This window comes from Paraburkholderia sp. GAS199 (genome assembly GCF_050436585.1).
Taxonomy (GTDB): Bacteria; Pseudomonadota; Gammaproteobacteria; order Burkholderiales; family Burkholderiaceae; genus Paraburkholderia.
Genome location: NZ_JBNDMM010000007.1, coordinates 131,146 through 154,216, shown reverse-complemented (window position 1 = coordinate 154,216; position 23,071 = coordinate 131,146). Strand labels below are relative to the sequence as shown.

The following is a 23,071-nucleotide window of genomic DNA, read 5'->3' as shown; positions in this document are numbered from 1 at the left end:
TTTGCTCGTCGGCTCAGCCGAAGCGGCCGGTGATGTAGTCCTCGGTTTCCTTGCGGACCGGCTTGATGAAGATCTTTTCGGTATCGCCGAATTCGATCAGTTCACCGAGGTACATATAGGCAGTGTAGTCCGAACAGCGGGCCGCCTGTTGCATGTTGTGCGTGACGATCACCACCGTGTAATCGCTCTTCAGTTCGGCGATCAGTTCTTCGATACGGCCCGTGGAGATCGGATCGAGTGCCGAGCACGGCTCGTCGAGCAGCAGGACTTCCGGGCGGATCGCGATGCCGCGCGCGATACACAGACGTTGTTGCTGACCGCCGGACAAACCGTAGCCGCTCTGGCCCAGCTTGTCTTTCACTTCGTTCCACAGCGCGGCCTTGGTCAACGCCCATTCCACGCGGTCGTCCATTTCCGAACGCGGCAGCGTTTCGAACATCTTCACACCGAACGCGATGTTGTCGTAGATCGACATCGGGAACGGCGTCGGCTTCTGGAACACCATGCCGATCCGTGCGCGCAGCAGCGAAATGTCGCGCTTGGACGTCAGCAGGTTTTCGCCGTCCATCAGGATCTCGCCTTCGGCGCGCTGCTCCGGATAGAGCGCGTACATCTTGTTGAGCGTGCGCAGCAGCGTGGACTTGCCGCAGCCCGACGGGCCGATGAACGCCGTCACCTTGCCTTCGGGAATCTGCAGGTTGATGTTCTTCAGCGCGTGATACTTGCCGTAGAAGAAGTTCAGATCGTTGATCTCGATCTTCGGGCGTGACGGCGATTGCGACTGGCCGCCCTGGACGGGATCGAAGCCGGCGGGCGCGGTCGGACGCGAAATCGGATTGAGTTGAGTTTCTGCCATATTCATCGGATTACACTCCGCCCTTACTTGTTCGTGAAGATCGTGCGCGCGAGGATGTTCAATCCCAGTACCGCGAGCGTGATCAGGAAAACGCCGGCCCACGCGAGCGATTGCCATTGCGCAAACGGGCTCATCGCGAACTTGTAGATCGTGACCGGCAGGTTCGCGACCGGCTGGCCCATGTCCATCGAGAAAAACTGGTTCGACAACGCCGTGAACAGCAGCGGCGCGGTTTCGCCTGCAATGCGCGCGACGCCGAGCAACACTCCGGTCACGATACCCGCGATCGACGCCTTCAGCGTGATCGACAGCACCATCTTCCACTTCGGCGTACCGAGTGCGAAAGCCGCTTCACGCAGCGCGTTCGGCACCAGCTTCAGCATGTTTTCCGTCGTGCGGATCACGATCGGGATCTGCAGCAGGGCGAGCGCGAAAATGCCGGCCCAGCCGCTGAAATGCCCCATCTTCGCGACGACGAGCGCGTAGACGAACAGACCCACCACGATAGACGGCGCCGACAGCAGAATGTCGTTGATGAAGCGCGTGAGGCTCGCGAGCCAGCCCTTCTGACCATACTCGGCGAGATACACGCCCGCCAGAATGCCGATCGGCGTGCCGACGAAGGTGGCGAGACCGACCATCATCAGGCTGCCGACGATGGCGTTGGCGAGACCACCGCCGTCGGTGTTCGGCGGCGGCGTGGATTGCGTGAACAACTCGATCGACAGGCCGCCGATACCGAGGCGCAGCGTCGTGTAGAGAATCCACACGAGCCACAGCAGGCCGAAGGCCATCGCCGCGAGCGACATCGTCAGCGCGACGGCGTTTTTCATGCGGCGGCGTCCTTGCAGACGCACGCGCATTGCTTCGAGCGCGTCGGCGTCGTGCGAACCCGGCATATTCAAGGTGGGCTGGCTCATTTCGCGCCCTCCCCTTTCTCGAGGCGAAGCAGCATGACCTTGGAGATCGCCAGCACGATGAAGGTAATCACGAACAGAATCAAACCGAGCTCCATGAGCGCCGACGTATGCAGGCCAGGATCGGCTTCCGCGAATTCGTTGGCGAGCGCCGAGGTAATACTGTTACCCGGCGAGAACAGCGAGACGTTGTCGAGCAGATTGGTATTGCCGATCACGAAGGTCACCGCCATCGTTTCGCCGAGCGCGCGGCCGAGGCCGAGCATCACGCCGCCGATCACGCCGCTCTTCGTAAAGGGCAGCACGATCTTCCACATGACTTCCCACGTCGTGCAGCCGATGCCGTACGCCGATTCCTTCAGCAGCACGGGCGTCACTTCGAAGACGTCGCGCATCACCGAGGCGATGTACGGAATGATCATGATGGCGAGAATCACGCCCGCGCACAGAATGCCGATGCCGATCGGCGCGCCCTGGAACAGCGCACCGACGAACGGGATGCCGCCGAGCACGGCGCCGAGCGGTTTTTCGAACCACGTCGCGAAGATCGGCGCGAACACCAGCAGACCCCACATGCCGTAGACGATCGACGGAATCGCGGCGAGCAGCTCGATCGCGATACCGAGCGGCCGGCGCAGCCAGGCGGGCGCGAGTTCGGTCAGGAAGAGCGCGATGCCGAAGCTGACCGGCACCGCGATGATGAGTGCAATGATGGACGTGGCGATCGTGCCGTAGATCGGCACCAGTGCGCCGAACTGCTTGCTGGGTGGATCCCAGTCGGCGGTCCACAGGAAGCTGAGGCCGAATTGCTTGATCGACGGCATGGACGCGACGATCAGCGAAACGATGATGCCGCCGAGCAGCAGCAACGTGATGATGGCGGAGAGGCGCGCAAGGCCGCCGAAGACGACGTCGCCGGCGCGGCTGGGCGCTTTCTGCTGCGACGCGCTGCCGGGCGGAGTCGACCTGCTTGCGCCGGGCGCTAATTGGATATCGGACATGAGAGCCTGATGGACCTGTTTCCAGTTGCCGTACGACACCTGTCGCGCGGCCGTTGAAGCGGGTTGATGCGATGAATGTGTCTGAAACCGGGTGCTGCCGGGGTGTTGCTGTTGTTGCCTGAGCTTGCCGGCGCGACTTCGCGTATTGCTGTTGCGGCCGGGTTAAAGCCGTTGGCCGTCCTCGCAGGAGGACGGCCAACGTGATGCATGCGGCTGGCTGGCAGCCGCCAGATCAAGCGACGCTTAGTCGGCGATTGCCTTGCCTGCAGCGTCCTTCACCTTCGACTTCCATTGCGTACGGATTTCAGCCGTCACCGAATCCGGCAGCGAGATGTAGTCCAGATCGTTTGCAGCCTGGGTGCCGTTCTTGAACGCCCAGTCGAAGAACTTCAGCGTTTCCGTGCCTTGTGCCGGCTTTTCCTGCGCCGTGTGCAGCAGCACGAAGGTTGCGCCGACGATCGGCCATGCGTCCTTGCCCGGCTCGTTCGTCAGGATCTGGTAGAACGACTTCGACCAGTCTGCGCCTGCTGCCGCTGCCTTGAACGTTTCCGTCTTCGGCTCGACCACTGCGCCCGTCGAATTCTTCATGCCGACGTACGTCATGTGGTTTTGCTTCGCGTACGCCCATTCCACGTAGCCGATTGCGCCCGGCAGACGTTGCACGAAAGCTGCGACGCCGTCGTTGCCCTTGCCGCCCGTGCCCGTCGGCCATGCGACCGTTGCGCCTTCACCGACCTTCGACTTCCAGTCGGCATTGACCTTCGACAGGTAGTTCGTCCAGATGAAGCTGGTGCCCGAACCGTCGGCGCGGCGAACCACGGCAACGTCGGTATCCGGCAGCTTGATCTTCGGGTTCAGTGCAGCGATCGCCGGATCGTTCCACTTCTTGATCTTGCCCAGGTAGATGTCGCCCAGGACTTCGCCCGACAGCGTCAGTTCACCAGCCTTCACGCCCGGCACGTTGACCACCGGCACCACGCCGCCGACCACCGTCGGGAACTGGAACAGACCTGCCTTCGCGAGTTCGTCGTCCTTCAGCGGAGCGTCCGAGCCAGCGAAATCGACCGTCTTCGCTTCGATCTGCTTGATACCGCCCGACGAGCCGATACCTTGATAGTTGACCTTGCCGCCACCGGATTTCTGGTAGGCGTCAGCCCACTTCGTGTAGATCGGTGCTGCGAAGGTGCTGCCCGCGCCAGTGATGTCTGCGGCTTGCGCTGCGATAGCGAAAAGCGCGCCAGCGACGCCAGCGAACACGGTTTGCATCAATTTCATGAGACTCTCCAAGGTGTGAGCGGTGTGAGCGGATAACACGAACACCGCGAATCTTAGGGTCCCTTTGTGACAGTAACGTGACTTATCGTGAAACGGATGTGACAGTGGGATTACGCCGATGAAAGCCGTTCAGACTGAAAAAATGCAAGTTGGCTGCGTTTGTGGCCGGAATACTTCAGATTAGACGAAAAAGAAGGGGCGCGAACGTTTGCGGGTGTTTTCGAACGTCGACGCCGGTCCGGACGCGGCTACATTCTGTCTGCGACGCATCGCCGCAGCGGTTACTTAATTGAGCCGGAAAAGACAACGGGCGGGACGATCTCGTGGATCGTCCCGCCCGCCTGTTTCGATGCAAAACGCTTATGCCGTTCAGGCGGTCGCGTCCTTCACTGCCGCAGCGATGGTTTCCGAGTGATGGACCGCGTCGTCGGCTTTCTCGGCCTCCACCATCACGCGCAGAACCGGCTCCGTACCCGATGCGCGGATCAGCACGCGGCCACGGCCACGCAGCGCGTCCTCCGCCTTCGCGATGGCGCGGCGGATAACGTCGCTGCCCTTCCAGTCGGCGCCCGGCTGCATGCGCACGTTGATCAGCTTTTGCGGGAACAGCGTCACGCCGTGCAGGATTTCGGCGAGCGTCTTGCCGCTGCGTTTCATCGCGGCCAGCACCAGCAGCGCCGAGACGATGCCGTCGCCCGTCGAGTGACGGTCGAGCGACAGGATGTGGCCGGAGCCCTCCGCGCCGAGTTGCCAGCCATGCTCGCGCAATTGCTCGAGTACGTAGCGGTCGCCGACTGCGGCGCGCACGAACTTCACGCCGGCTTCCTGCAGCGCGACTTCCACGGCCATGTTGGTCATCAGCGTGCCGACCGCGCCCTCGACTTTGCCGTCGGTGGCGATGCGGTCTTTGACCAGCACGTAGAGCAGTTCGTCGCCGTTATACAGGCGGCCCGCAGCGTCTACGACCTGCAGACGGTCGGCGTCGCCGTCGAGTGCGATGCCGAGGTCCGCGTGATTCGCGCGGACGGCGCGCACCAGCGAATCCGGTGCGGTAGCGCCGACGCCGTCGTTGATGTTGAAGCCGTTCGGCGCGACGCCGATCGGAATCACGTCCGCGCCGAGTTCATGAAACACGTGCGGCGCGACGTCGTACGCGGCGCCGTGCGCGCAGTCCACCACCAGCTTGAGGCCGCGCAAGTCGAAGGTGGCCGGGAACGTGCTCTTGCAGAATTCGATGTAGCGGCCGGCTGCGTCGTCCAGACGCCGCGCCTTACCGAGTTGTTCCGACGCCGCGCAGGCGAGCGGCTGGTCGAGTTGCCCTTCGATCTCGGATTCCACTTCGTCCGGCAGTTTGTTGCCGTCGGCGGAGAAAAACTTGATGCCGTTGTCGTAGTAAGGGTTGTGCGAGGCGCTGATGACGACCCCCGCCGCGAGCCGCAACGCGCGCGTCAGATAGGCGATGCCGGGCGTCGGCATCGGACCGGCCAGCATCACGTCCACGCCGGCCGCCGAGAAGCCCGACTCCAGCGCGGCTTCGAGCATATAGCCCGACACCCGCGTGTCTTTGCCGATCAGCACCGTGGGCCGCGCCCCGGTTTTTGCCCAGTGATCGGCGCCGGCAAGCACCTTGCCCGCTGCGTAGCCGAGTCGCAAAACAAACTCAGGCGTAATCGGTCCTTCACCTACCTTGCCGCGAATGCCGTCCGTACCGAAATATCGACGTGCCATCTTTTATGTTCCTCCTTGGACTTTGGACTCAACCGTGCGCGCGGTTTTGATTCGCCGCATCGCGCATGGCGGCCCATACTTTTAGTGCATCTACTGTTTGGGCGACATCGTGAACACGCACGATCGCGGCGCCCCGTTCGGCCGCGCATACCGCTGCCGCAATGCTGCCCGCCACGCGTTCCGGCGCCGGACGCCCCACCACCGCACCGATCATCGACTTGCGCGACATGCCCGCAAGAATCGGATACGGCGGCTCGGCGTGCGGCGCCGTGTCCGGAAGACGCGCCAGCAGTGCGTAGTTGTGTTCGACCGTCTTGCCGAAACCAAAACCCGGATCGACGCTGATGCGCGCACGTGCAATGCCTGCCTGCTTCAGTGCCGTCACCCGTTCGTCGAGAAAACTTCGCACTTCGCTCACTACGTCATGATAGGCGGGCTCGCCGACTTGCATAGTCTGCGGTTCGCCGAGCATATGCATCACGCATAGACCACAGTTGCCGTCGCGCACGGCATCGATTGCGCCGGGCATCCGGAAGCCCCAGATGTCGTTGATCAGGTCGGCACCTGCGGCAAGCGCGTGACGCATGACCTCCGGCTTGTAGGTGTCGATGGACAGCGGCACGTTCGCGCCACGCAACTGTTCGACGAGCGGCATGACGCGCTCGAGTTCTTCGTCGAGCGGTACGGGAGGCGCGCCTGGCCGGGTCGATTCGCCGCCGATGTCGATGATGTCCGCGCCGTCGAGCAGCATGCGCTCAGCCTGGCGCAAAGCCTCGCCGCGTATCGCATACAGGCCGCCATCGGAAAAAGAATCGGGCGTGACGTTCAGAATGCCCATCACCAACGGGCGCTCGAAGGTCAGATTGAAGCGGCCGCATTGAAGCGGCTCTGGAATGGGAAGAGAAGAAAATTCGGCTTTCAGCACTGAGCAGGTCGTTCGGAAAAGCGGATAAACGCAAAACGGGCCGGTGTATCACACCGGCCCGCACATTCTACTGGTCGATTATCAGGCCGGCGCCGTTGCGCTACCCGGCTTGACCTCGGTGCCCGGGCTGCCGCCCGACGAGGCGTCGGTTGCCGACGGCGGCGAGCTCTTCGGCGAGCGCGGCGGACGGCCTGCCATGATGTCGTTGATCTGATCGGCGTCGATCGTTTCCCACTCCATCAGCGCGGCGGTCATCGCTTCGACCTTGTCGCGGTTCTCGTCGAGTAGACGCTTGGCGAGCGTGTATTGCTCGTCCAGCACCCGGCGGATTTCCGCGTCGACCTTCTGCTGCGTCGCTTCGGAGATCGTGCGCGTGAAGCCGCGACCAAACGGTGTAGCGTCGTTTTCGTCGTCGACGTAGACCATCGGTCCCAACGCATCCGTCATGCCGAAACGGGCGACCATGGCGCGAGCCGTTTGCGTAGCCTTGTTGAAGTCGTCCGATGCACCCGTGCTGATCAGGTTCAGGAACAACTCTTCCGCCACACGGCCACCAAACAGGATCGCGAGGCGGTCCAGCAGGTAGTCTTTCGAATACGTTTCGTTATCGTGCTCCGGCAATTGCCACGTGACACCCAGCGCGCGACCGCGCGGAATGATCGTGACCTTGTGCACCGGATCGGCCTTCGGCAACAGCTTGGCGATAACCGCGTGACCCGACTCGTGATACGCCGTGGCACGCTTCGATTCTTCGCGGATCACGGCCGACTTGCGTTCCGGGCCCATGAAGATCTTGTCTTTCGCATCTTCGAAGTCGTTCATTTCGACGATGCGCTTGCCGCGGCGAGCCGCGAACAGCGCTGCTTCGTTCACGAGGTTCGCCAGGTCGGCGCCCGAGAAGCCCGGCGTGCCGCGTGCGATGACCGCCGCGTCGACGTCGTTCGAAATCGGCACCTTGCGCAGGTGAACCTTCATGATGTGTTCGCGGCCGCGGATGTCCGGCAGACCCACGTACACCTGACGGTCGAAACGGCCCGGACGCAGCAGCGCCTTGTCCAGCACGTCGGAACGGTTGGTTGCCGCGATCACGATCACGCCCGAGTTCGCTTCGAAACCGTCCATCTCGACCAGCATCTGGTTCAAGGTCTGTTCGCGCTCGTCGTTGCCGCCGCCCATGCCGGCGCCGCGATGACGACCGACCGCGTCGATTTCGTCGATGAACACGATACACGGCGCATGCTTCTTGGCCTGTTCGAACATGTCGCGCACACGTGCCGCGCCGACACCGACGAACATTTCGACGAAGTCCGAACCCGAGATGCTGAAGAACGGCACTTTCGCTTCACCGGCGATGGCGCGCGCCAGCAGCGTCTTACCGGTTCCCGGCGGGCCGACCAGCAGCACGCCACGTGGAATGCGTCCGCCCAGCTTCTGGAATTTCTGCGGGTCGCGCAGGAAGTCGACGAGTTCCGAGACTTCCTCTTTCGCTTCGTCGCAACCGGCGACGTCGGTGAAATTGATCGCGTTGTTGTTCTCGTCGATCAGACGCGCTCGGGATTTACCGAACGAGAAGGCGCCGCCTTTCCCGCCTCCCTGCATCTGTCGCATCATGTAGAACCAGAACCCGATGATCAGAATGGTGGGTCCGAGGTAGTACAGCGCGGACACCAGCGCATTCGGTTCGTCGTCAGCCTTGCCGCTCACCTGAACGCCGTACTTCATCAGATCGCCGACCATCCAGATGTCGCCGGGCGACACGATCTGGTACTTCTGGCCGTCTGCTGGAGTGACCGTGAGGTTCCGCCCCTGGACAATGACGTTCTTGACTTTGCCGTTCTTCGCGTCGTCCATGAACTGCGAATAGGAAACGCCTTCCTGGACACGGGGCTTGTCGAACTGCTTGAACACCGTAAACAGCACCAGTGCGATAACCAGCCACACTGCTGCTTTCGAAAACATATTGTTGTTCAAAGCACCACTCCTTCACTTAGACGGGCGCCTACATTTGCCTTGCGGCACCACGAAAGCATTCTAATCCAGTCCGCAGACCCCTGCCATAAGGTTTCGCTACCACAGAAATAGCGTAGCGAGCCGCGGCGACACAAATTTACGACGCCTCAACCCCGTTATCGGCAAATTCCGAACTGTCTTGCAACGTCATTAACCGACGCGCTTGAGATGCTTACCCAAAATAAATGTTTCTGACGACTTGTCCCGCGAGGCTTTTGGCTTGCGGGCCGCTACTACTTTGAACTGGCGTTTAAACTTTTCCACAATCTGGCTATAACCGCTGCCGTGAAAACATTTCACTAAAAGGGCGCCATCTGCCTTCAGGTGATTTTGTGAGAATTCCATCGCGAGATCGCATAAATGCTCGATTCGCGCGGCATCCGCCACCGCCACTCCCGACAGGTTGGGCGCCATATCGGAAATTACAAGGTCTACTTGCCGTTCTCCCACCAATTCTTCCAGCTGACCGAGCACCGAGTCTTCCCGGAAGTCGCCCTGGATGAAATGGACGTCGGCGATGGGCTCCATCGGCAACAGATCTAGCGCGATGATCGTGCCGTCGATGCCGCCTGCACGTTCCGCGTCGCGCTGCGAACCTTTGGCGAGCTTGTTGCGCGCGTACTGGCTCCAGCTGCCCGGCGTGGAGCCCAGATCGACAATGACCTGCCCCGGCCGGATCAGTTTATCGACCTCGTCGATTTCCTTCAGCTTGTAGGCCGCGCGGGCGCGATAGCCTTCCCGCTGCGCCATTTTTACGTACGGGTCGTTGATGTGATCATGCAACCACGCCGTGTTGAACTTGTTTTTTGCCATTAAACGTTGAACTCTTGCTGCGTTATGACGCGCTTTAGGGGATAATACGCGGTTAATTCGCGCGGACACCGCCAAAAACTGGTTGTCATCCGCGATTCTGTTGTTCTGACGCGCCGCCCTGCGCTATTGGCCGAATCTCTCGGATCTGCAGGTGCCGCCATTTTAGTCGAGTCTCCTACTTTCCATGCCCGCCCTCAAAGTCTCTTCCGACCAACGCGCCGAGTTGCGCTCCCAGGCACATGCGCTCAAACCGGTCGTGCTCGTCGGCGCCGAAGGTTTGACCGACGCCGTTCTCTCTGAAATCAAGGTCCACCTCGGGGCCCATCAACTCATCAAGATCCGCGTTTTTGGCGACGAACGCGAAGAGCGCATCGCGATCTACGAACAGATCTGCGATCAGCTGAACGCCGCGCCGATCCAGCATATCGGCAAGTTGCTGGTGATCTGGAAGCCGGAAGCCGCTGCGCAACCGGCTGCGAAGGCCAAACGCGGCGCCCTGCCGAGCGCTCGTGAAGCCGCTGTCGAAGCCAAACCGGGTAAAGGCCGCGCGCCGCGCGTAGTGAAAGTGGTCAAGCCCAGCGAAGTACCAATGCGCAAGCCGAAGGCCAAAGCCGTGGTGGTGCGTGGCAATGAGCGTGTCACGCAAGGCGGCAACATCAAGCGCGCCAAGAAGCGTCAAACCAGCGCAAAGCGCGCGCATCAATCGTCGAAGTAAGAAACTGGTGAGAGGTGTGGGCCACGCCCGCACCTTGCCACGCTTCACGTGAGCTGCTCGAAACCATACCGGGAGCAGCCATCACCAAGGTCGGAACGCTGACCTAGCCGGTCACTTTTCCCGCAGCATTGCGAGCGCCCTGCTCCGCCACCGCGCTCATTCCCGCCGGCAGCTTCCACACCAGCGCCACACCCAGCAGGCTCTCGATCAGATAGAAGAGGCTCGACACGCCATGCAGGATGCCGAATCGCGTGGCGTACGCCGAATGTCCCACATCGCTGCCGGCCTCTGCTGCCGCCACACGCAACGCATTCATGAACGGTTGCAACGCGAAGTAGCCGACCAGCACGCAGATCAGCATACCGGCGATCAGCCAGCGCAGGCGCCGATAGGCGTCGTTGCCACGGCGAACGAGTACGTTGGCCAGACCCAGCAGCAAAATACCGCAGACCGCGCCCAGCACACCTTCAATGCGAAACAGTTGCGCAGCCACCGCGCCCGCCGTCATCCGGTCGAGCGACGTGAACAACACCGGCGCCACCGCATAGCCGATGGTCAGCAGACTGCCCACCCATACCACCGTCAGCAGACGGAATAGTCGATGCGGCATCGTGGACACCGGAGCCGCCTTCAAACGTAGCTAACCGCGATGATTTCGTACTCGCGCACGCCGCCCGGTGCCTGCACCGATGCCACGTCGCCTTCCGACTTGCCGATCAGCGCGCGCGCGATCGGCGAGCTGATCGAAATCAGGCCGTGGTCGATGTCGGCTTCGTCGTCGCCGACGATCTGATACTTGACGGACGCACCCGAATCCAGGTCTTCCAGTTCCACCGTCGCGCCGAACACCACGCGACCATCCGCTTCTACCGCGGCAGGATCGATCACCTGCGCGCCGGCAAGCTTCGATTCGATTTCGGCAATCCGGCCTTCGATAAAGCCCTGCTTTTCTTTCGCTGCGTCGTATTCCGCGTTTTCCGACAGATCGCCCTGGGCACGCGCTTCGGCGATCGAATTGATCACCGACGGACGCTCGACCGATTTCAGGCGCTGCAATTCATCGCGCAACATTTCCGCGCCGCGCTTCGTCAATGGAACAGTGCTCATAAACAACTCTATGCAAAAAACAGCCGTAAAAAAAATCACCGCGGTTAAGTGCATTCCGCAGGGCCGGAGCGCCGGACACAATCCGGACCCAAGCACCTGCGGAACGCCGCTTAACCGCGGCACTTACATCTTGGACAGGTATTTGACGCCTTAGTTTAGGCGAGCGTGGAGGCCTTGTAAATCATAGACTTCCAGGTTCTTCAAATAGCGCAAACCTTCCACCGCGGCCCGTGCGCCGGACATGGTCGTGTAATACGTGACCTTGTTCGCCTGCGCGCTCATGCGGATGGAACGCGAATCGGCGATCGCCGCGCGCGTTTCGTCGACGGTGGTGAAGACCAGCGCGATCTCGCCGTTCTTGATCATGTCGACGATGTGCGGACGGCCGTCCTTCACCTTGTTGACGACCTTGACCGGCACGCCGGCCGCTTCGATCGCGGCAGCCGTACCCTTGGTTGCGACGATCGGATAGCCGAGTTCGTGCAGCATGCGCGCGACTTCGACCGCCTTCGGCTTGTCGGCGTCCATTACGGTGAGCAGCACCGTGCCCGACTCCGGCAGACGCGAACCCGCCGCGAGTTGCGACTTGAACAGCGCCTCGCCGAATGTCATGCCGACGCCCATCACTTCGCCGGTGGAGCGCATTTCCGGTCCGAGCACCGGATCGACCGCCGGGAACTTGACGAACGGGAACACGGCCTCTTTCACGCTGAAATACGGCGGCACGATTTCCTTCGTGACGCCTTGCTGCGCGAGCGTCTGACCGACCATCGCACGCGCCGCGATCTTCGCGAGCGGCAGGCTGGTCGCCTTCGACACGTAGGGCACGGTACGCGAGGCGCGCGGATTCACTTCCAGCACGTAGATGATGTCTTCTTTCGAGCCATCCGCTTGCGGCACCTGCTGGATCGCGAACTGCACGTTCATCAGACCGACGACGTTCAGCGCCTTGGCCATCGCGGCGGTCTGACGCTTGAGTTCGTCGATCGTGACCTGCGACAGCGAGTACGGCGGCAGCGAGCAAGCCGAGTCGCCCGAGTGGACGCCTGCCTGTTCGATGTGCTCCATCACGCCGCCGATGAACACGGCTTCGCCATCCGAAATGCAATCGACGTCGCACTCGATCGCGTCGTTCAGGAAGCGGTCGAGCAGCACCGGCGAATCGTTCGACACCTTGACGGCCTCGCGCATGTAGCGCTCGAGGTCGCGCGGCTCGTGGACGATTTCCATTGCGCGGCCGCCCAGCACGTACGACGGACGCACCACCAGCGGGTAGCCGATTTCTTCGGCGAGCTTGAGGGCTTCGTCTTCCGCGCGCGCGGTGCGGTTCGGCGGCTGGCGCAAGCCGAGGTCCTGCAGCAGCTTCTGGAAACGCTCGCGGTCTTCGGCCGCGTCGATCATGTCCGGCGACGTGCCGACGATCGGCACACCGTTCGCTTCGAGGTCGAGTGCGAGCTTCAGCGGCGTCTGACCGCCGTACTGAACGATCACGCCAACCGGCTTTTCCTTGTCGACGATTTCGAGCACGTCTTCGAGCGTGAGCGATTCGAAGTACAGACGATCGGACGTGTCGTAGTCGGTCGAAACGGTTTCAGGGTTGCAGTTGACCATGATCGTTTCGTAGCCGTCTTCGCGCATGGCGAGCGCGGCGTGCACGCAGCAGTAGTCGAACTCGATACCCTGGCCGATCCGGTTCGGGCCGCCGCCCAGCACCATGATCTTCTTGTTGTTCGTCGGATTCGCTTCGCACTCTTCCTCGTAGGTCGAGTACATGTAGGCGGTTTTCGTGGCGAATTCGGCCGCGCACGTGTCGACGCGCTTGTACACCGGACGCACGTTCAACTCGATACGGCGCTGACGCACGTCGGCCGGCTTCGCGCCGAGCAGTTTCGCCAGACGACGGTCCGAGAAGCCGCTCTGCTTCAGATACTTGAGTTCTTCTTTCGACAGGCTCGCGAGCGTGCGGCCGGCCAGCGCCTTTTCCTTCAGCACGATCTGTTCGATCTGCGCGAGGAACCACGGGTCGATCGAGGTTTCTTCGAAAATTTCCTCGGCCGTCATGCCGACACGGAACGCGTCGCCGACGTACCAGATGCGATCCGGACCGGCTTCGCCGATCTCGCGGATGATCTCGTCGCGGTTGTCGGTCTTTTCATCGAGACCGTCCACGCCCACTTCCAGACCGCGCAGCGCCTTCTGGAACGACTCCTGGAAGGTGCGGCCAATGGCCATCACTTCGCCGACCGACTTCATCTGCGTGGTCAGGCGCGAATCGGCTTCGCGGAATTTCTCGAACGCGAAACGCGGAATCTTGGTGACGACGTAGTCGATGGTCGGCTCGAACGACGCCGGCGTCTGACCGCCGGTGATTTCGTTCTTCAGTTCGTCCAGCGTGTAGCCGCACGCCAGCTTCGCCGCGACCTTGGCGATCGGGAAACCGGTTGCCTTCGACGCCAGTGCCGACGAACGCGACACGCGCGGATTCATTTCGATAACGATCATCCGGCCGTCTTTCGGATTGATCGAGAACTGAACGTTCGACCCGCCCGTGTCCACGCCGATTTCGCGCAGCACCGCGAGCGAGGCGTTACGCAGGATCTGATATTCCTTGTCGGTGAGCGTTTGCGCCGGCGCGACCGTGATCGAGTCGCCCGTGTGAATGCCCATCGGGTCCAGGTTTTCGATCGAGCAGACGATGATGCAGTTGTCCTGCTTGTCGCGGACCACTTCCATCTCGTACTCTTTCCAGCCGAGCAGCGATTCTTCGATCAGCAGTTCGCGCGTGGGCGACAGATCGAGACCGCGCTTGCAGATCTCTTCGAATTCGTCGCGGTTGTAGGCAATGCCGCCGCCCGAACCGCCCAGCGTGAACGACGGGCGAATCACGACCGGATAGCCGCCGCTGCCGGTTTCGACCGCGATCTTCGCCTGCACCTGCAGCGCTTCTTCCATGGAATGCGCGGTGCCCGACTTGGCCGAACCGAGGCCGATCTTGGTCATCGCGTCCTTGAACTTCTGACGGTCTTCCGCCTTGTCGATGGCTTCCGGCGACGCGCCGATCAGCTCGACCTTGTACTTTTCCAGCACGCCGTGCGCGTGGAGATCCAGCGCGCAGTTCAGCGCGGTCTGGCCGCCCATCGTCGGCAGGATCGCGTCGGGGCGCTCCTTGGCGATGATGCGCTCCACGACTTCCCACGTGATCGGCTCGATGTAGGTCACGTCGGCCGTGTTCGGGTCGGTCATGATCGTCGCGGGATTGCTGTTGACGAGAATGACCTTGTAGCCTTCCTCACGCAACGCCTTGCACGCCTGCGCGCCCGAGTAGTCGAACTCGCACGCCTGGCCGATGATGATCGGACCCGCGCCGATGATGAGGATGCTCTTGATGTCTGTCCGCTTCGGCATAACGCTCTCGCTAATGTATTCCTGTGCCGACCTGAGTTGGCGCTTTAGCGCCTTACTCCGGTCCCATGCAACTCGGTTGCAATTCTTTACGTCGGCGCGCGCCGTTTCAAACTTGCGCGCGCTGTGTTGTGTGCGGCTCGCCGTGCCTCGCGCCAGGGGCGGCGCGCTCGTCGAGCCGCGCGCCGCCGGGGCGCGTCACAAGCTGATTTATGCCGCGGTCTTGCCGGCCTTCTTCGTGTCCATCAACGCGGTGAAGCGGTCGAACAGATAGGCGATGTCGTGCGGACCCGGCGACGCTTCCGGGTGACCCTGGAAGCAGAACGCCGGCTTGTCGGTCAGTGCGAAGCCTTGCAGCGTGCCGTCGAACAGCGAGACGTGCGTAACCTTCGCGTTGGCCGGCAGCGTGTCGGCGTCGACCGCGAAGCCGTGGTTCTGCGACGTGATGACCACGCGGCCGTCGTCGAGATCCTTCACCGGATGGTTCGCGCCGTGGTGACCGGTTTTCATCTTCATGGTTTTTGCGCCGACCGCGAGACCCATGATCTGGTGACCGAGACAGATGCCGAAGGTCGGAATGCCGCGCTCGATCAACTCTTTGGTGGCAGCGATCGCGTAGTCGCACGGTTCCGGGTCGCCGGGGCCGTTCGACAGGAAGATGCCGTCCGGGTTGAGCGCGAGCGCGTCGGCCGCGGTGGCTTGCGCCGGCAGCACGGTGACGTGGCAGCCGCGTTCGGCCAGCATGCGCAGAATGTTGTACTTCACGCCGTAATCGAATGCGACCACGCGGTACTTCGGCGCGTTCTGCTTGCCGTAGCCGGTTTCCAGACGCCATTCCGTCTGGGTCCATTCGTAGGTTTCCTTCGTCGACACGACCTTCGCGAGGTCCATGCCCGACAGCCCCGGGAACGAGCGCGCCAGTTCGATGGCCTTCGCTTCGTCATCGGAGCCGGCGAGAATTGCGCCGTTCTGTGCACCCTTGTCGCGCAGAACGCGTGTCAGCATACGGGTGTCGAGACCGGCGATAGCCACCACGCCTTCGTCTTTCAGGTATTGCGGGAGCGTGCGCTCCATGCGGAAATTCGACGCGAGGACCGGCAGATCACGGATGATCAGGCCGGCGGCATGGACTTTCGTGGCTTCGACGTCTTCGGCATTGACGCCGACGTTACCGATGTGCGGATACGTGAGGGTCACGATCTGGCGCGCGTAGCTCGGGTCGGTCAGGATTTCCTGATAGCCGGTGATAGCGGTGTTGAACACGACTTCGCCGATCGTATGGCCGGGGGCGCCGATCGAGTAACCACGAAAGACCGTGCCGTCGGCGAGCGCGAGCAGAGCGGGAGAAAATGACGGCAACACGGGAGACTCCTTGGGGAACACCCTGTTGCCGACCTGTCTATCCGACTGCGAGCCGCAGCGAAACGCATCCGTGGGATGCGCGCGCAGACTCGCTCGCGTACTGCCGCTAACGTCGCAAGGGGCGCGATGAGTCCATTGTGTGGACGGATCGGCTAAGGTGCGGGGCGTCAGCTGCGCGCGGCGGATGAACGGTATGGGAGAGGTAGGCGCTAGGGTGCGGGTTGATAAGCTCAAACCTTGTAATTATAGCTTGAATCCGCCCTTCCCGCCAAATCCGAGATGGTGCGACGGTGTGGAAACGCCTGACCCTACCCCAAAGAAATCCTTACTGGACCGGCTTCAGCGGCCGAAAGACAAATTTTCCACGCGACCATTCGGGATAGCGCGGGTAAAAATGACGCCCCTCCGCGCCACACACTTTCGACGGTCAGTTTTCTTGCGGGACGGGCGCCGGAACCGGCTGATTGCGGGTCCGGCCGGGCATCACGTACCAGATGCCGCTGACCACTTGCAGCGCGACCAGAATGCCCCAGGCGCAGAGATGTGCGGCGGCCGGATAGTGGCCGCCGTTGGCAGGCCAGTGCGACAGCACCGCCCCCACGCCGATCTGAAAACCGAAAATCAGCACAAAAATGGTGAGCGTGAGCGTGGTGTTGACGCGCCCCGTCATGCTCGCCGGAAAGTGCCGCGCCATGATCGCGTAGCTCAGAATGCCCGTGCCGCCGAACACGCCATAGCCCGCCCATAACAGCCCGGCAGGGAGCGGCGCGCCGAACATGATCAGCAACTGGGTGATGACGAACAAGGCCATGCCGATGCCGCAGAACGCGTATAGCGACACGCCGCGTCGCTCGAGACCGCGCGCCGCCGCGCCGAAGCCGACGCAGCCCGCCATCATCGCAAAGCCGAGCACGGACACCAGCGAAGCCGCCTCACGCGGCGCGAAACCCTGCACGTCGCGCAACCACGCGCCGACCCACAGTGACTGCATCGCGTAAAAAACGCCTTGCGTGACGATCGAAAACGAACCGATTTTCCAGAACGCGGCGCTGCGCAAAATATGCAGCGTGCCCTTGAATTGCGTGCCGATACTCGCCTGATGCCGCGGTTGTTGGGCGTCGGGCAGGAGCGTCCATTGCGCCACCGACACCAGCACCGTCAATATGCCCAAGCCGATGCACACTGCCCGCCAGTTCGCGAACGTCAAGATCCAGGTCAACGGCGTACCGACCATGACGCCGCCGAAGCCGCCGACGGCCATCACGAGCCCGTTCATCAGCGGCAGACGCGCCGGTTCGAAATGTTGCGCCAGCGCCTTGAACGCCGCGCCGAGACACACCGACACGCCGACGCCGATCAGCAACCGCCCGAGCATCATCACGCCGACGCCGTGCGCCGCGCCGAACACCCAGATGCCGAGCGCGGCAAACAGCATCGTAACGGCCGTGACGCGACGCGCGCCGTAGTGATCGAGCAGCACGCCGGCCGGAATCTGCGCACCCGCGAAGCCGAGAAAGTACAGACTGGTCAGCACGCCCAGGTCGGCGGCCGACAAGCCGAGTTCGTGGGTGATGGCGGGCGCGAAACCTAAATTGACGCCGCGAAACACGTACGAGACGAAGTAACCGGCTGAGAACAGAACGAAGACGCGAAGCTGGGTAAGCGACATGACGAAAAAATTCCAGCGTGAACAGGCACGAACAATAAAGGAATCTGATCCAGGCTGCCCGATTAGTCTGCAGAATGAAAAACGCCGTCACCAGAGGTGACGGCGTTGAAAGAAACACGGTGCGTGATCGGAGCGCAATTCATGCGCTGCCCCCGCAACGCATGTGGTCACTACCGTGGAGCCGCTGTTGGTCTACTTACCCTTCTTCGCGCTGGCCGCGGTCTTCGGGCGGCTTTCCGCCACAGCCTTCGACGCCTTGCCGGACGTGGAAGCCGACACCTTCGTCACTTTGCCCTTGGTGGCAGCAGACGCTGTCGGCTTGCTGACTTTGCCTACCGGCTCGGACACCTTCACGACGCCGGTATGGCCACGACCCTTTTTCTTATCGTAGCGCGATTCGCTGCGCGTGTCCGCAACACGGGTGCCGATCTTTTCGACACCGCCGCCCTGCACGTCGGCCGCGATACGTTCCGGGCCCGGCTCGCTCGGCATGGCTTTGCCAACCGGCACGTGGAGCACAATCACCTGACCGCGCGAAACCTGATCGCGGCGGGTACGGTTCCAGGCCTTCAGTTGACCGACCGACACGTCGTACCGCACGGCGATGGCCGCCATGGACTGATTCCGGCGCACGCGGATCAGCATCTTGCGCGTATCGGGAACGTCCGGTTCCATGGCAAGCACGGCGCTCTCGGCGACGTCCGCGCTGATGTCTTCGTCGTCGTCCGAGCCGCGCGGCACGACGATCGTCGAGCCCGGCTTCAGACGCATGCCGACCGGAATCTTGTTCACTTCCATCAGCGTGTCTGCGTCGACGCCGATTTTCTGCGCGATCGCCGCGGGCGCCGAGCGCTCGGTGACCGTGTAGGTGGTCCACGACGACAGCGAACCCGAGTAAGTTTTCAGATTGCGCTCGAACGCGCTCGCGTTGTCGAACGGCAGCAGGATTTGCGGCTGTGTGGCGCCGAGAATCACCGGCTTTCTGAACGACGGATTCAGCGAACGGAATTCTTCGATCGACAGATTCGCCAGCTTCGCGGCCATCTCCACGTCGATGTCGTGCGAGGTCGTGACGGTGACGAAATACGGGTGATTCGGAATGGACGGCAGCGTGAGCCCGTAGACCTGCGGGTTCATCACGATGTTCTTGACCGCCTGAAGTTTCGGCACGTAGTTGCGCGTTTCGTTCGGCATGCGCAGGCTGAGGTAGTCGGTCGGCAGACCCGCCGCTTCGTTGCGCGCGATCGCGCGCTGAACGTTGCCCTCGCCCCAGTTGTACGCGGCTAGCGCGAGTTGCCAGTCGCCGAACATGTCATGCAGACGCGAAAGGTAATCGAGCGCGGCGCTGGTGGACGCCAGCACGTCGCGGCGCTCGTCCTGCCACATGTTCTGCTTGAGGTTGTAAGTACGACCGGTGCCCGGCATGAACTGCCACATGCCCGCCGCCTTCGCGACCGACAGCGCCTGCGGGCTGTACGCCGATTCGATGAACGGCAGCAGCGCCAACTCGGTCGGCATATGGCGCGCCTCGAGTTCTTCGACGATGTGATACAGGTATTTTTGCGAGCGCTCGGTCATGCGCTGCACGTAGTCGGGACGCTGTGCGTACCAGTTGACCTGCATGTCGACAAGGTCGGTTTGCAGATCCGGCATCTGGAAGCCACGACGAATGCGGCCCCAAAGGTCGGCGTCGGCGCTCGTCAATTGATCGACCGAGCCTTGATCGACGTTGATCGTCTCTTTGGCGGTGGCTGTCTTGCGAAGGGCGTCGGCTACGGCTTGCTGGCTGGCGGGGTTTGTTGCGGTGGTCGGGCTATTCGTCGTCGGTCCCTGGCTCGCGCAGGCGGCGAGTGTCAGGACCAATAACGCACTAAAGATAAATCTCATGAACGTCTCGGCTTCCACAAGGGCTGGAATTTGCAGCCGATAGTACGAAACAGCAACGTTTACGTCAATCGGAATATTACGAAAAAAATCAAGGAAATCTAAGGCTTGGCGAATTTTCGCGATTCTTCGCTTGAGGATTACCCTCGCACGGATTAGTTCAACGAAAACGATTTTTCCATTCGCGCATCAGCGTAAATGCCGCCAGTCGATCCGGCACCGTTTCATGCAACTGCGCCTGCAGGGTTGCCTGGACGGCCGGTTCGCCGGCGCGCAAGAACGGATTGACCGCGCGTTCATGGGCGATCGTGGTCGGCAAAGTCGGCACTTGGCGCGCCCGCAGCGCATTCGCTTTGTCCCGCCAGGCTTGCAGTTCGAGGTTGCCGGGCTCGCAGGCCAGCGCAAAACGGATGTTCGAGAGCGTGTACTCGTGGGCGCAGTGGACTTCCGTCGCGCCGGGCAGCGCGGCGAGCGCGTCGAGCGACGCCAGCATCTGTTTCGGCGTGCCTTCGAACAGCCGGCCGCAACCGCAGGCGAACAGCGTGTCGCCGCAAAACACGTGCGGCGTGCCGTTGGGGTCGGCCGCCTGAAAATAGGCGATGTGACCGCTGGTGTGGCCGGGCACGTCCAACACCGTGAATTCGAGCGCGGGCGACTGGATCGTGACGCGATCTCCATTTGCGAGACGTTGCGTGAGATGCTCGATCGCCTCACCGGCCGGGCCGTACACGGGTACGGCCTGGCCATTCAGCAGATCGGCTACCCCGCCGACGTGGTCTTGATGATGGTGCGTGAGTAAAATAGCGCTCAGCCGCCAACCGCGTTTCTCAAGATAAGCGCGCACAGGGGCGGCCTCACCCGGATCGACGACCACCGCATGGTGCCCGTCGGAAACGACCCAGATGTAATTGTCTTCAAACGCCGGGACCGGTACGTACTCGAGCGCATTCATAGGCGACGCATTCTCAGATATGACTGACCGAGCGATTATAGACTGGCCCGCGTGGACCGATTCGCCGCCCGGCCGCTACGTACTCGACTGGGAGCAAACCCAGCTCGATCGCGTGGTGTCGGACGTATTCGGCTACCATGCGCTGCAGCTCGGCCTGCCGCAACTCGACGCGCTGCGCGAAAATCGCATGCCGTGCCGCGGCCTCGTGCTGGACGCGGCGAGCGGCGCCAGCGCGCCGTACACGTATCCGCGCAACGTGGGCGGTGCGAACGGCCGAGGTCCCGGCAACGTCGGCCCGCAAGGCCTGTCCGCGCCGGCCGGGCGCAGCGCCGTGTGGTGCGACCTGCTCGACCTGCCCTTCGAAGCGCAAAGCGTCGACCTGATCGTGATGCCGCACACACTCGAATTCACGAGCGACCCGCACCGGCTGCTGCGCGAAGCCGAACGCGTGCTGATGCCCGAGGGGCAACTGATTATTTCGGGCTTCAATTCACTTTCGCTGTGGGGCGCGCGGCAATCGGTCGGCAAGATGACCGGCCGGCCGTTCGTGCCGTCGGCAGTCGATCTGATCGCGTTTACGCGCCTCAAAGACTGGATCAAACTGCTCGGCTTCGACCTTGAACGCGGGCGCTTCGGCTGCTATCGTCCGCCGCTCGACAGCGACCAGTGGCTCTCGCGCTACGGTTTCATGGAAGCGGCCGGTGACCGCTGGTGGCCGATCTTCGGCGCCACCTACATGATCAAGGCGATCAAGCGCGTGCGCGGCATGCGCCTCGTCGGTCCGCTGAAAGTGAAAAAGCCCGTCCTTGCCGCCGGCCTCGCGCCCGCCGCCACCCCGAACACACGACACCACCATCAATGACCTCTGACATCATCGACATCTACACCGACGGCGCCTGCAAAGGCAATCCCGGCCCCGGCGGCTGGGGCGCGCTGCTGCGCTTCGGCGACCAAGAGAAAGAACTGTTCGGCGGCGAAGCCAACACCACCAACAATCGCATGGAGCTGATGGGCGTGATCGCCGCGCTCGAAGCGCTCAAGCGCCCGTGCAAAGCGGTCGTCCACACCGATTCCCAGTACGTGCAGAAAGGCATCAGCGAGTGGATTCACGGCTGGAAGAAGAAAGGCTGGATCACGGCGGCGAAACAGCCGGTGAAGAACGCCGATCTGTGGAAACGGCTCGACGCGCTGGTCGCGCAGCACCAGATCGAATGGCGCTGGGTGCGCGGCCACAATGGCCACCCGGAAAACGAGCGCGCCGACCAGCTGGCCAATCGCGGCGTCGCGTCGCTGACGGCCGTCTGATCGACGGTCTGGCCGTTACGGCGACAATCGCCGTCGCACTTCTCTTTTGCACACATTTTCTGACCAGGCTATTCCGACATGCGTCAACTCATCCTCGACACCGAAACTACCGGCCTGAATGCACGTACCGGCGACCGGATTCTCGAACTCGGTTGCGTCGAAATGGTGAATCGCCGGCTGACGGGTAACAACCTGCACTTCTACATCAACCCGGAACGCGACAGCGATCCGGGCGCACTGGCGGTTCACGGATTGACCACCGAGTTTCTCAGCGACAAACCCAAGTTCGCCGAGATCGCCGACCAGTTCCGCGACTTCATCCAGGACGCGGAACTGATCATCCACAACGCGCCGTTCGACATCGGCTTTCTCGACGCCGAATTCGCACTGCTCGGCTTGCCGCCGGTGAACACGTATTGCGGCGAGATCATCGACACGCTCGCACGCGCCAAGCAGATGTTCCCGGGCAAACGCAATTCGCTCGACGCACTGTGCGATCGCTTCGGCATCAGCAATGCACACCGCACGCTGCACGGCGCACTGCTCGACTCGGAGTTGCTCGCCGAGGTCTATCTGGCCATGACGCGCGGCCAGGAGAGCCTCGTCATCGACATGCTGGGCGACGCACATGGCGGCGGCGATGCACACGCGCCGCGCGTCGCGCTCGACTCGCTGGATCTGATCGTCATCTCCGCCAGCGAAGACGAACTCGTCGAGCACCAGGCGGTACTCGATGGACTCGACAAGGCGATCAAAGGAACGAGCGTGTGGCGTCTCGAACCGGCCCCCGCCTCGGATGAGCAAACCGCTTAAAAAGTACTAGACGAGCTGAAAAATCCCTGACATAATTCGGCTCTCTTCGGGTGGTTAGCTCAGCGGTAGAGCACTGCCTTCACACGGCAGGGGTCACAGGTTCAATCCCTGTACCACCCACCAGATTCGCGTGACCCGCAAGAAAAAGCCCTCGAATGAATTCGAGGGCTTTTTGTTTTCCGAAGCGGATTTGCTCGCAAGCTGAACGAGAGCGGATCAGCATCGCTGTCAACAGCGAAACCTCGTACGATTGCGGCAGCAAAATACTGCTGATATAGTGAGTTCTCGGACATCCGCTCCGATCCAATTCCCTTCACTTCTTCGACTTCAGGGAGGC

General features: G+C 62.0%; 19 protein-coding genes and 1 tRNA gene. 5 read left to right on the top strand and 15 right to left on the bottom strand.

Going from position 1 to position 23,071, the window contains the following annotated elements:
* Window positions 1–13: 13 nt before the first annotated feature.
* The 8 genes from pstB to P3T18_RS25130 all read right to left on the bottom strand — a co-directional run bounded on the left by pstB (window position 14) and on the right by P3T18_RS25130 (window position 9,525).
* Window positions 14–862, bottom strand: a complete 849-nt coding sequence (gene pstB / locus P3T18_RS25165) for a phosphate ABC transporter ATP-binding protein PstB (RefSeq protein ID WP_429302678.1) — start codon at window positions 860–862, stop codon at window positions 14–16.
* A 17-nt stretch (window positions 863–879) separates the two neighbouring features.
* Window positions 880–1,776, bottom strand: coding sequence for a phosphate ABC transporter permease PstA (pstA, locus tag P3T18_RS25160; RefSeq protein ID WP_429302677.1), 897 nt, complete (start codon window positions 1,774–1,776; stop codon window positions 880–882).
* A complete protein-coding gene (pstC, locus tag P3T18_RS25155; protein ID WP_429302676.1) occupies window positions 1,773–2,774 on the bottom strand; it encodes a phosphate ABC transporter permease PstC in 1,002 nt (333 codons plus the stop codon). Before pstC ends, pstA begins: the two co-directional genes overlap by 4 nt.
* Before the next feature lie 243 nt (window positions 2,775–3,017).
* Window positions 3,018–4,049 (bottom strand): phosphate ABC transporter substrate-binding protein PstS, encoded by a 1,032-nt coding sequence (pstS, locus tag P3T18_RS25150; RefSeq protein ID WP_429302675.1) that lies wholly within the window; start codon window positions 4,047–4,049, stop codon window positions 3,018–3,020.
* Window positions 4,050–4,418: 369 nt separating this feature from the next.
* Window positions 4,419–5,777, bottom strand: coding sequence for a phosphoglucosamine mutase (gene glmM / locus P3T18_RS25145; RefSeq protein ID WP_429302674.1), 1,359 nt, complete (start codon window positions 5,775–5,777; stop codon window positions 4,419–4,421).
* Window positions 5,778–5,805: 28 nt separating this feature from the next.
* On the bottom strand, window positions 5,806–6,615 hold the full coding sequence (folP, locus tag P3T18_RS25140) for a dihydropteroate synthase (protein ID WP_429302982.1): 810 nt from the start codon (window positions 6,613–6,615) through the stop codon (window positions 5,806–5,808).
* Window positions 6,616–6,783: 168 nt separating this feature from the next.
* On the bottom strand, window positions 6,784–8,673 hold the full coding sequence (gene ftsH, locus P3T18_RS25135) for an ATP-dependent zinc metalloprotease FtsH (protein ID WP_429302673.1): 1,890 nt from the start codon (window positions 8,671–8,673) through the stop codon (window positions 6,784–6,786).
* 189 nt (window positions 8,674–8,862) lie between these two features.
* Window positions 8,863–9,525 (bottom strand): RlmE family RNA methyltransferase, encoded by a 663-nt coding sequence (locus tag P3T18_RS25130; RefSeq protein WP_429302672.1) that lies wholly within the window; start codon window positions 9,523–9,525, stop codon window positions 8,863–8,865.
* A gap of 184 nt (window positions 9,526–9,709) precedes the next feature.
* Between P3T18_RS25130 and P3T18_RS25125 the strand changes: the two genes are divergently transcribed.
* A complete protein-coding gene (locus P3T18_RS25125; protein ID WP_429302671.1) occupies window positions 9,710–10,240 on the top strand; it encodes a YhbY family RNA-binding protein in 531 nt (176 codons plus the stop codon).
* Between the two features lie 103 nt (window positions 10,241–10,343).
* Here P3T18_RS25125 and P3T18_RS25120 read toward each other — a convergent pair whose 3' ends face one another.
* From P3T18_RS25120 to gloB, 7 genes are all read right to left on the bottom strand, one after another.
* Window positions 10,344–10,850 carry a DUF4149 domain-containing protein gene (locus P3T18_RS25120; protein ID WP_429302981.1) on the bottom strand — a complete coding sequence of 169 codons (507 nt, stop codon included), beginning with the start codon at window positions 10,848–10,850 and terminating at the stop codon, window positions 10,344–10,346.
* 20 nt (window positions 10,851–10,870) lie between these two features.
* Window positions 10,871–11,347 (bottom strand): transcription elongation factor GreA, encoded by a 477-nt coding sequence (greA, locus tag P3T18_RS25115; RefSeq protein ID WP_012433846.1) that lies wholly within the window; start codon window positions 11,345–11,347, stop codon window positions 10,871–10,873.
* 150 nt (window positions 11,348–11,497) lie between these two features.
* On the bottom strand, window positions 11,498–14,752 hold the full coding sequence (gene carB, locus P3T18_RS25110; protein ID WP_429302670.1) for a carbamoyl-phosphate synthase large subunit: 3,255 nt from the start codon (window positions 14,750–14,752) through the stop codon (window positions 11,498–11,500).
* A gap of 207 nt (window positions 14,753–14,959) precedes the next feature.
* Window positions 14,960–16,111 carry a glutamine-hydrolyzing carbamoyl-phosphate synthase small subunit gene (carA, locus tag P3T18_RS25105; RefSeq protein ID WP_429302669.1) on the bottom strand — a complete coding sequence of 384 codons (1,152 nt, stop codon included), beginning with the start codon at window positions 16,109–16,111 and terminating at the stop codon, window positions 14,960–14,962.
* Between the two features lie 427 nt (window positions 16,112–16,538).
* Window positions 16,539–17,780 (bottom strand): MFS transporter, encoded by a 1,242-nt coding sequence (locus P3T18_RS25100; RefSeq protein WP_429302668.1) that lies wholly within the window; start codon window positions 17,778–17,780, stop codon window positions 16,539–16,541.
* 192 nt (window positions 17,781–17,972) lie between these two features.
* Window positions 17,973–19,667, bottom strand: a complete 1,695-nt coding sequence (locus P3T18_RS25095) for a transglycosylase SLT domain-containing protein (RefSeq protein ID WP_429302667.1) — start codon at window positions 19,665–19,667, stop codon at window positions 17,973–17,975.
* 157 nt (window positions 19,668–19,824) lie between these two features.
* The gene (gene gloB / locus P3T18_RS25090; protein ID WP_429302666.1) at window positions 19,825–20,616 is read right to left on the bottom strand and encodes a hydroxyacylglutathione hydrolase; all 792 of its coding nucleotides are present in this window, start codon (window positions 20,614–20,616) and stop codon (window positions 19,825–19,827) included.
* Between the two features lie 19 nt (window positions 20,617–20,635).
* Between gloB and P3T18_RS25085 the strand changes: the two genes are divergently transcribed.
* The 4 genes from P3T18_RS25085 to P3T18_RS25070 all read left to right on the top strand — a co-directional run bounded on the left by P3T18_RS25085 (window position 20,636) and on the right by P3T18_RS25070 (window position 22,857).
* Window positions 20,636–21,478 (top strand): class I SAM-dependent methyltransferase, encoded by an 843-nt coding sequence (locus P3T18_RS25085; protein ID WP_429302665.1) that lies wholly within the window; start codon window positions 20,636–20,638, stop codon window positions 21,476–21,478.
* Window positions 21,475–21,921, top strand: coding sequence for a ribonuclease HI (rnhA, locus tag P3T18_RS25080; protein ID WP_429302664.1), 447 nt, complete (start codon window positions 21,475–21,477; stop codon window positions 21,919–21,921). The genes P3T18_RS25085 and rnhA overlap by 4 nt, the downstream gene beginning before the upstream one ends.
* Window positions 21,922–21,999: 78 nt before the next feature.
* The gene (dnaQ, locus tag P3T18_RS25075; protein WP_429302663.1) at window positions 22,000–22,734 is read left to right on the top strand and encodes a DNA polymerase III subunit epsilon; all 735 of its coding nucleotides are present in this window, start codon (window positions 22,000–22,002) and stop codon (window positions 22,732–22,734) included.
* Window positions 22,735–22,782: 48 nt separating this feature from the next.
* Window positions 22,783–22,857: transfer RNA gene (locus tag P3T18_RS25070), tRNA-Val, on the top strand.
* The last annotated feature ends 214 nt before the right edge of the window (window positions 22,858–23,071 follow it).

Excerpts from the sequence above, each read along its gene's own strand:
- pstB (WP_429302678.1), bottom strand. The coding sequence starts at position 862 with ATGAATATGGCAGAAACTCAACTCAATCCGATTTCGCGTCCGACCGCG.
- pstA (WP_429302677.1), bottom strand. The coding sequence starts at position 1,776 with ATGAGCCAGCCCACCTTGAATATGCCGGGTTCGCACGACGCCGACGCG.
- pstC (WP_429302676.1), bottom strand. The coding sequence starts at position 2,774 with ATGTCCGATATCCAATTAGCGCCCGGCGCAAGCAGGTCGACTCCGCCC.
- pstS (WP_429302675.1), bottom strand. The coding sequence starts at position 4,049 with ATGAAATTGATGCAAACCGTGTTCGCTGGCGTCGCTGGCGCGCTTTTC.
- glmM (WP_429302674.1), bottom strand. The coding sequence starts at position 5,777 with ATGGCACGTCGATATTTCGGTACGGACGGCATTCGCGGCAAGGTAGGT.
- folP (WP_429302982.1), bottom strand. The coding sequence starts at position 6,615 with ATGGGCATTCTGAACGTCACGCCCGATTCTTTTTCCGATGGCGGCCTG.
- P3T18_RS25130 (WP_429302672.1), bottom strand. The coding sequence starts at position 9,525 with ATGGCAAAAAACAAGTTCAACACGGCGTGGTTGCATGATCACATCAAC.
- P3T18_RS25125 (WP_429302671.1), top strand. The coding sequence starts at position 9,710 with ATGCCCGCCCTCAAAGTCTCTTCCGACCAACGCGCCGAGTTGCGCTCC.
- P3T18_RS25120 (WP_429302981.1), bottom strand. The coding sequence starts at position 10,850 with ATGCCGCATCGACTATTCCGTCTGCTGACGGTGGTATGGGTGGGCAGT.
- greA (WP_012433846.1), bottom strand. The coding sequence starts at position 11,347 with ATGAGCACTGTTCCATTGACGAAGCGCGGCGCGGAAATGTTGCGCGAT.
- carB (WP_429302670.1), bottom strand. The coding sequence starts at position 14,752 with ATGCCGAAGCGGACAGACATCAAGAGCATCCTCATCATCGGCGCGGGT.
- P3T18_RS25100 (WP_429302668.1), bottom strand. The coding sequence starts at position 17,780 with ATGTCGCTTACCCAGCTTCGCGTCTTCGTTCTGTTCTCAGCCGGTTAC.
- P3T18_RS25095 (WP_429302667.1), bottom strand. The coding sequence starts at position 19,667 with ATGAGATTTATCTTTAGTGCGTTATTGGTCCTGACACTCGCCGCCTGC.
- gloB (WP_429302666.1), bottom strand. The coding sequence starts at position 20,616 with ATGAATGCGCTCGAGTACGTACCGGTCCCGGCGTTTGAAGACAATTAC.
- P3T18_RS25085 (WP_429302665.1), top strand. The coding sequence starts at position 20,636 with ATGACTGACCGAGCGATTATAGACTGGCCCGCGTGGACCGATTCGCCG.
- rnhA (WP_429302664.1), top strand. The coding sequence starts at position 21,475 with ATGACCTCTGACATCATCGACATCTACACCGACGGCGCCTGCAAAGGC.
- dnaQ (WP_429302663.1), top strand. The coding sequence starts at position 22,000 with ATGCGTCAACTCATCCTCGACACCGAAACTACCGGCCTGAATGCACGT.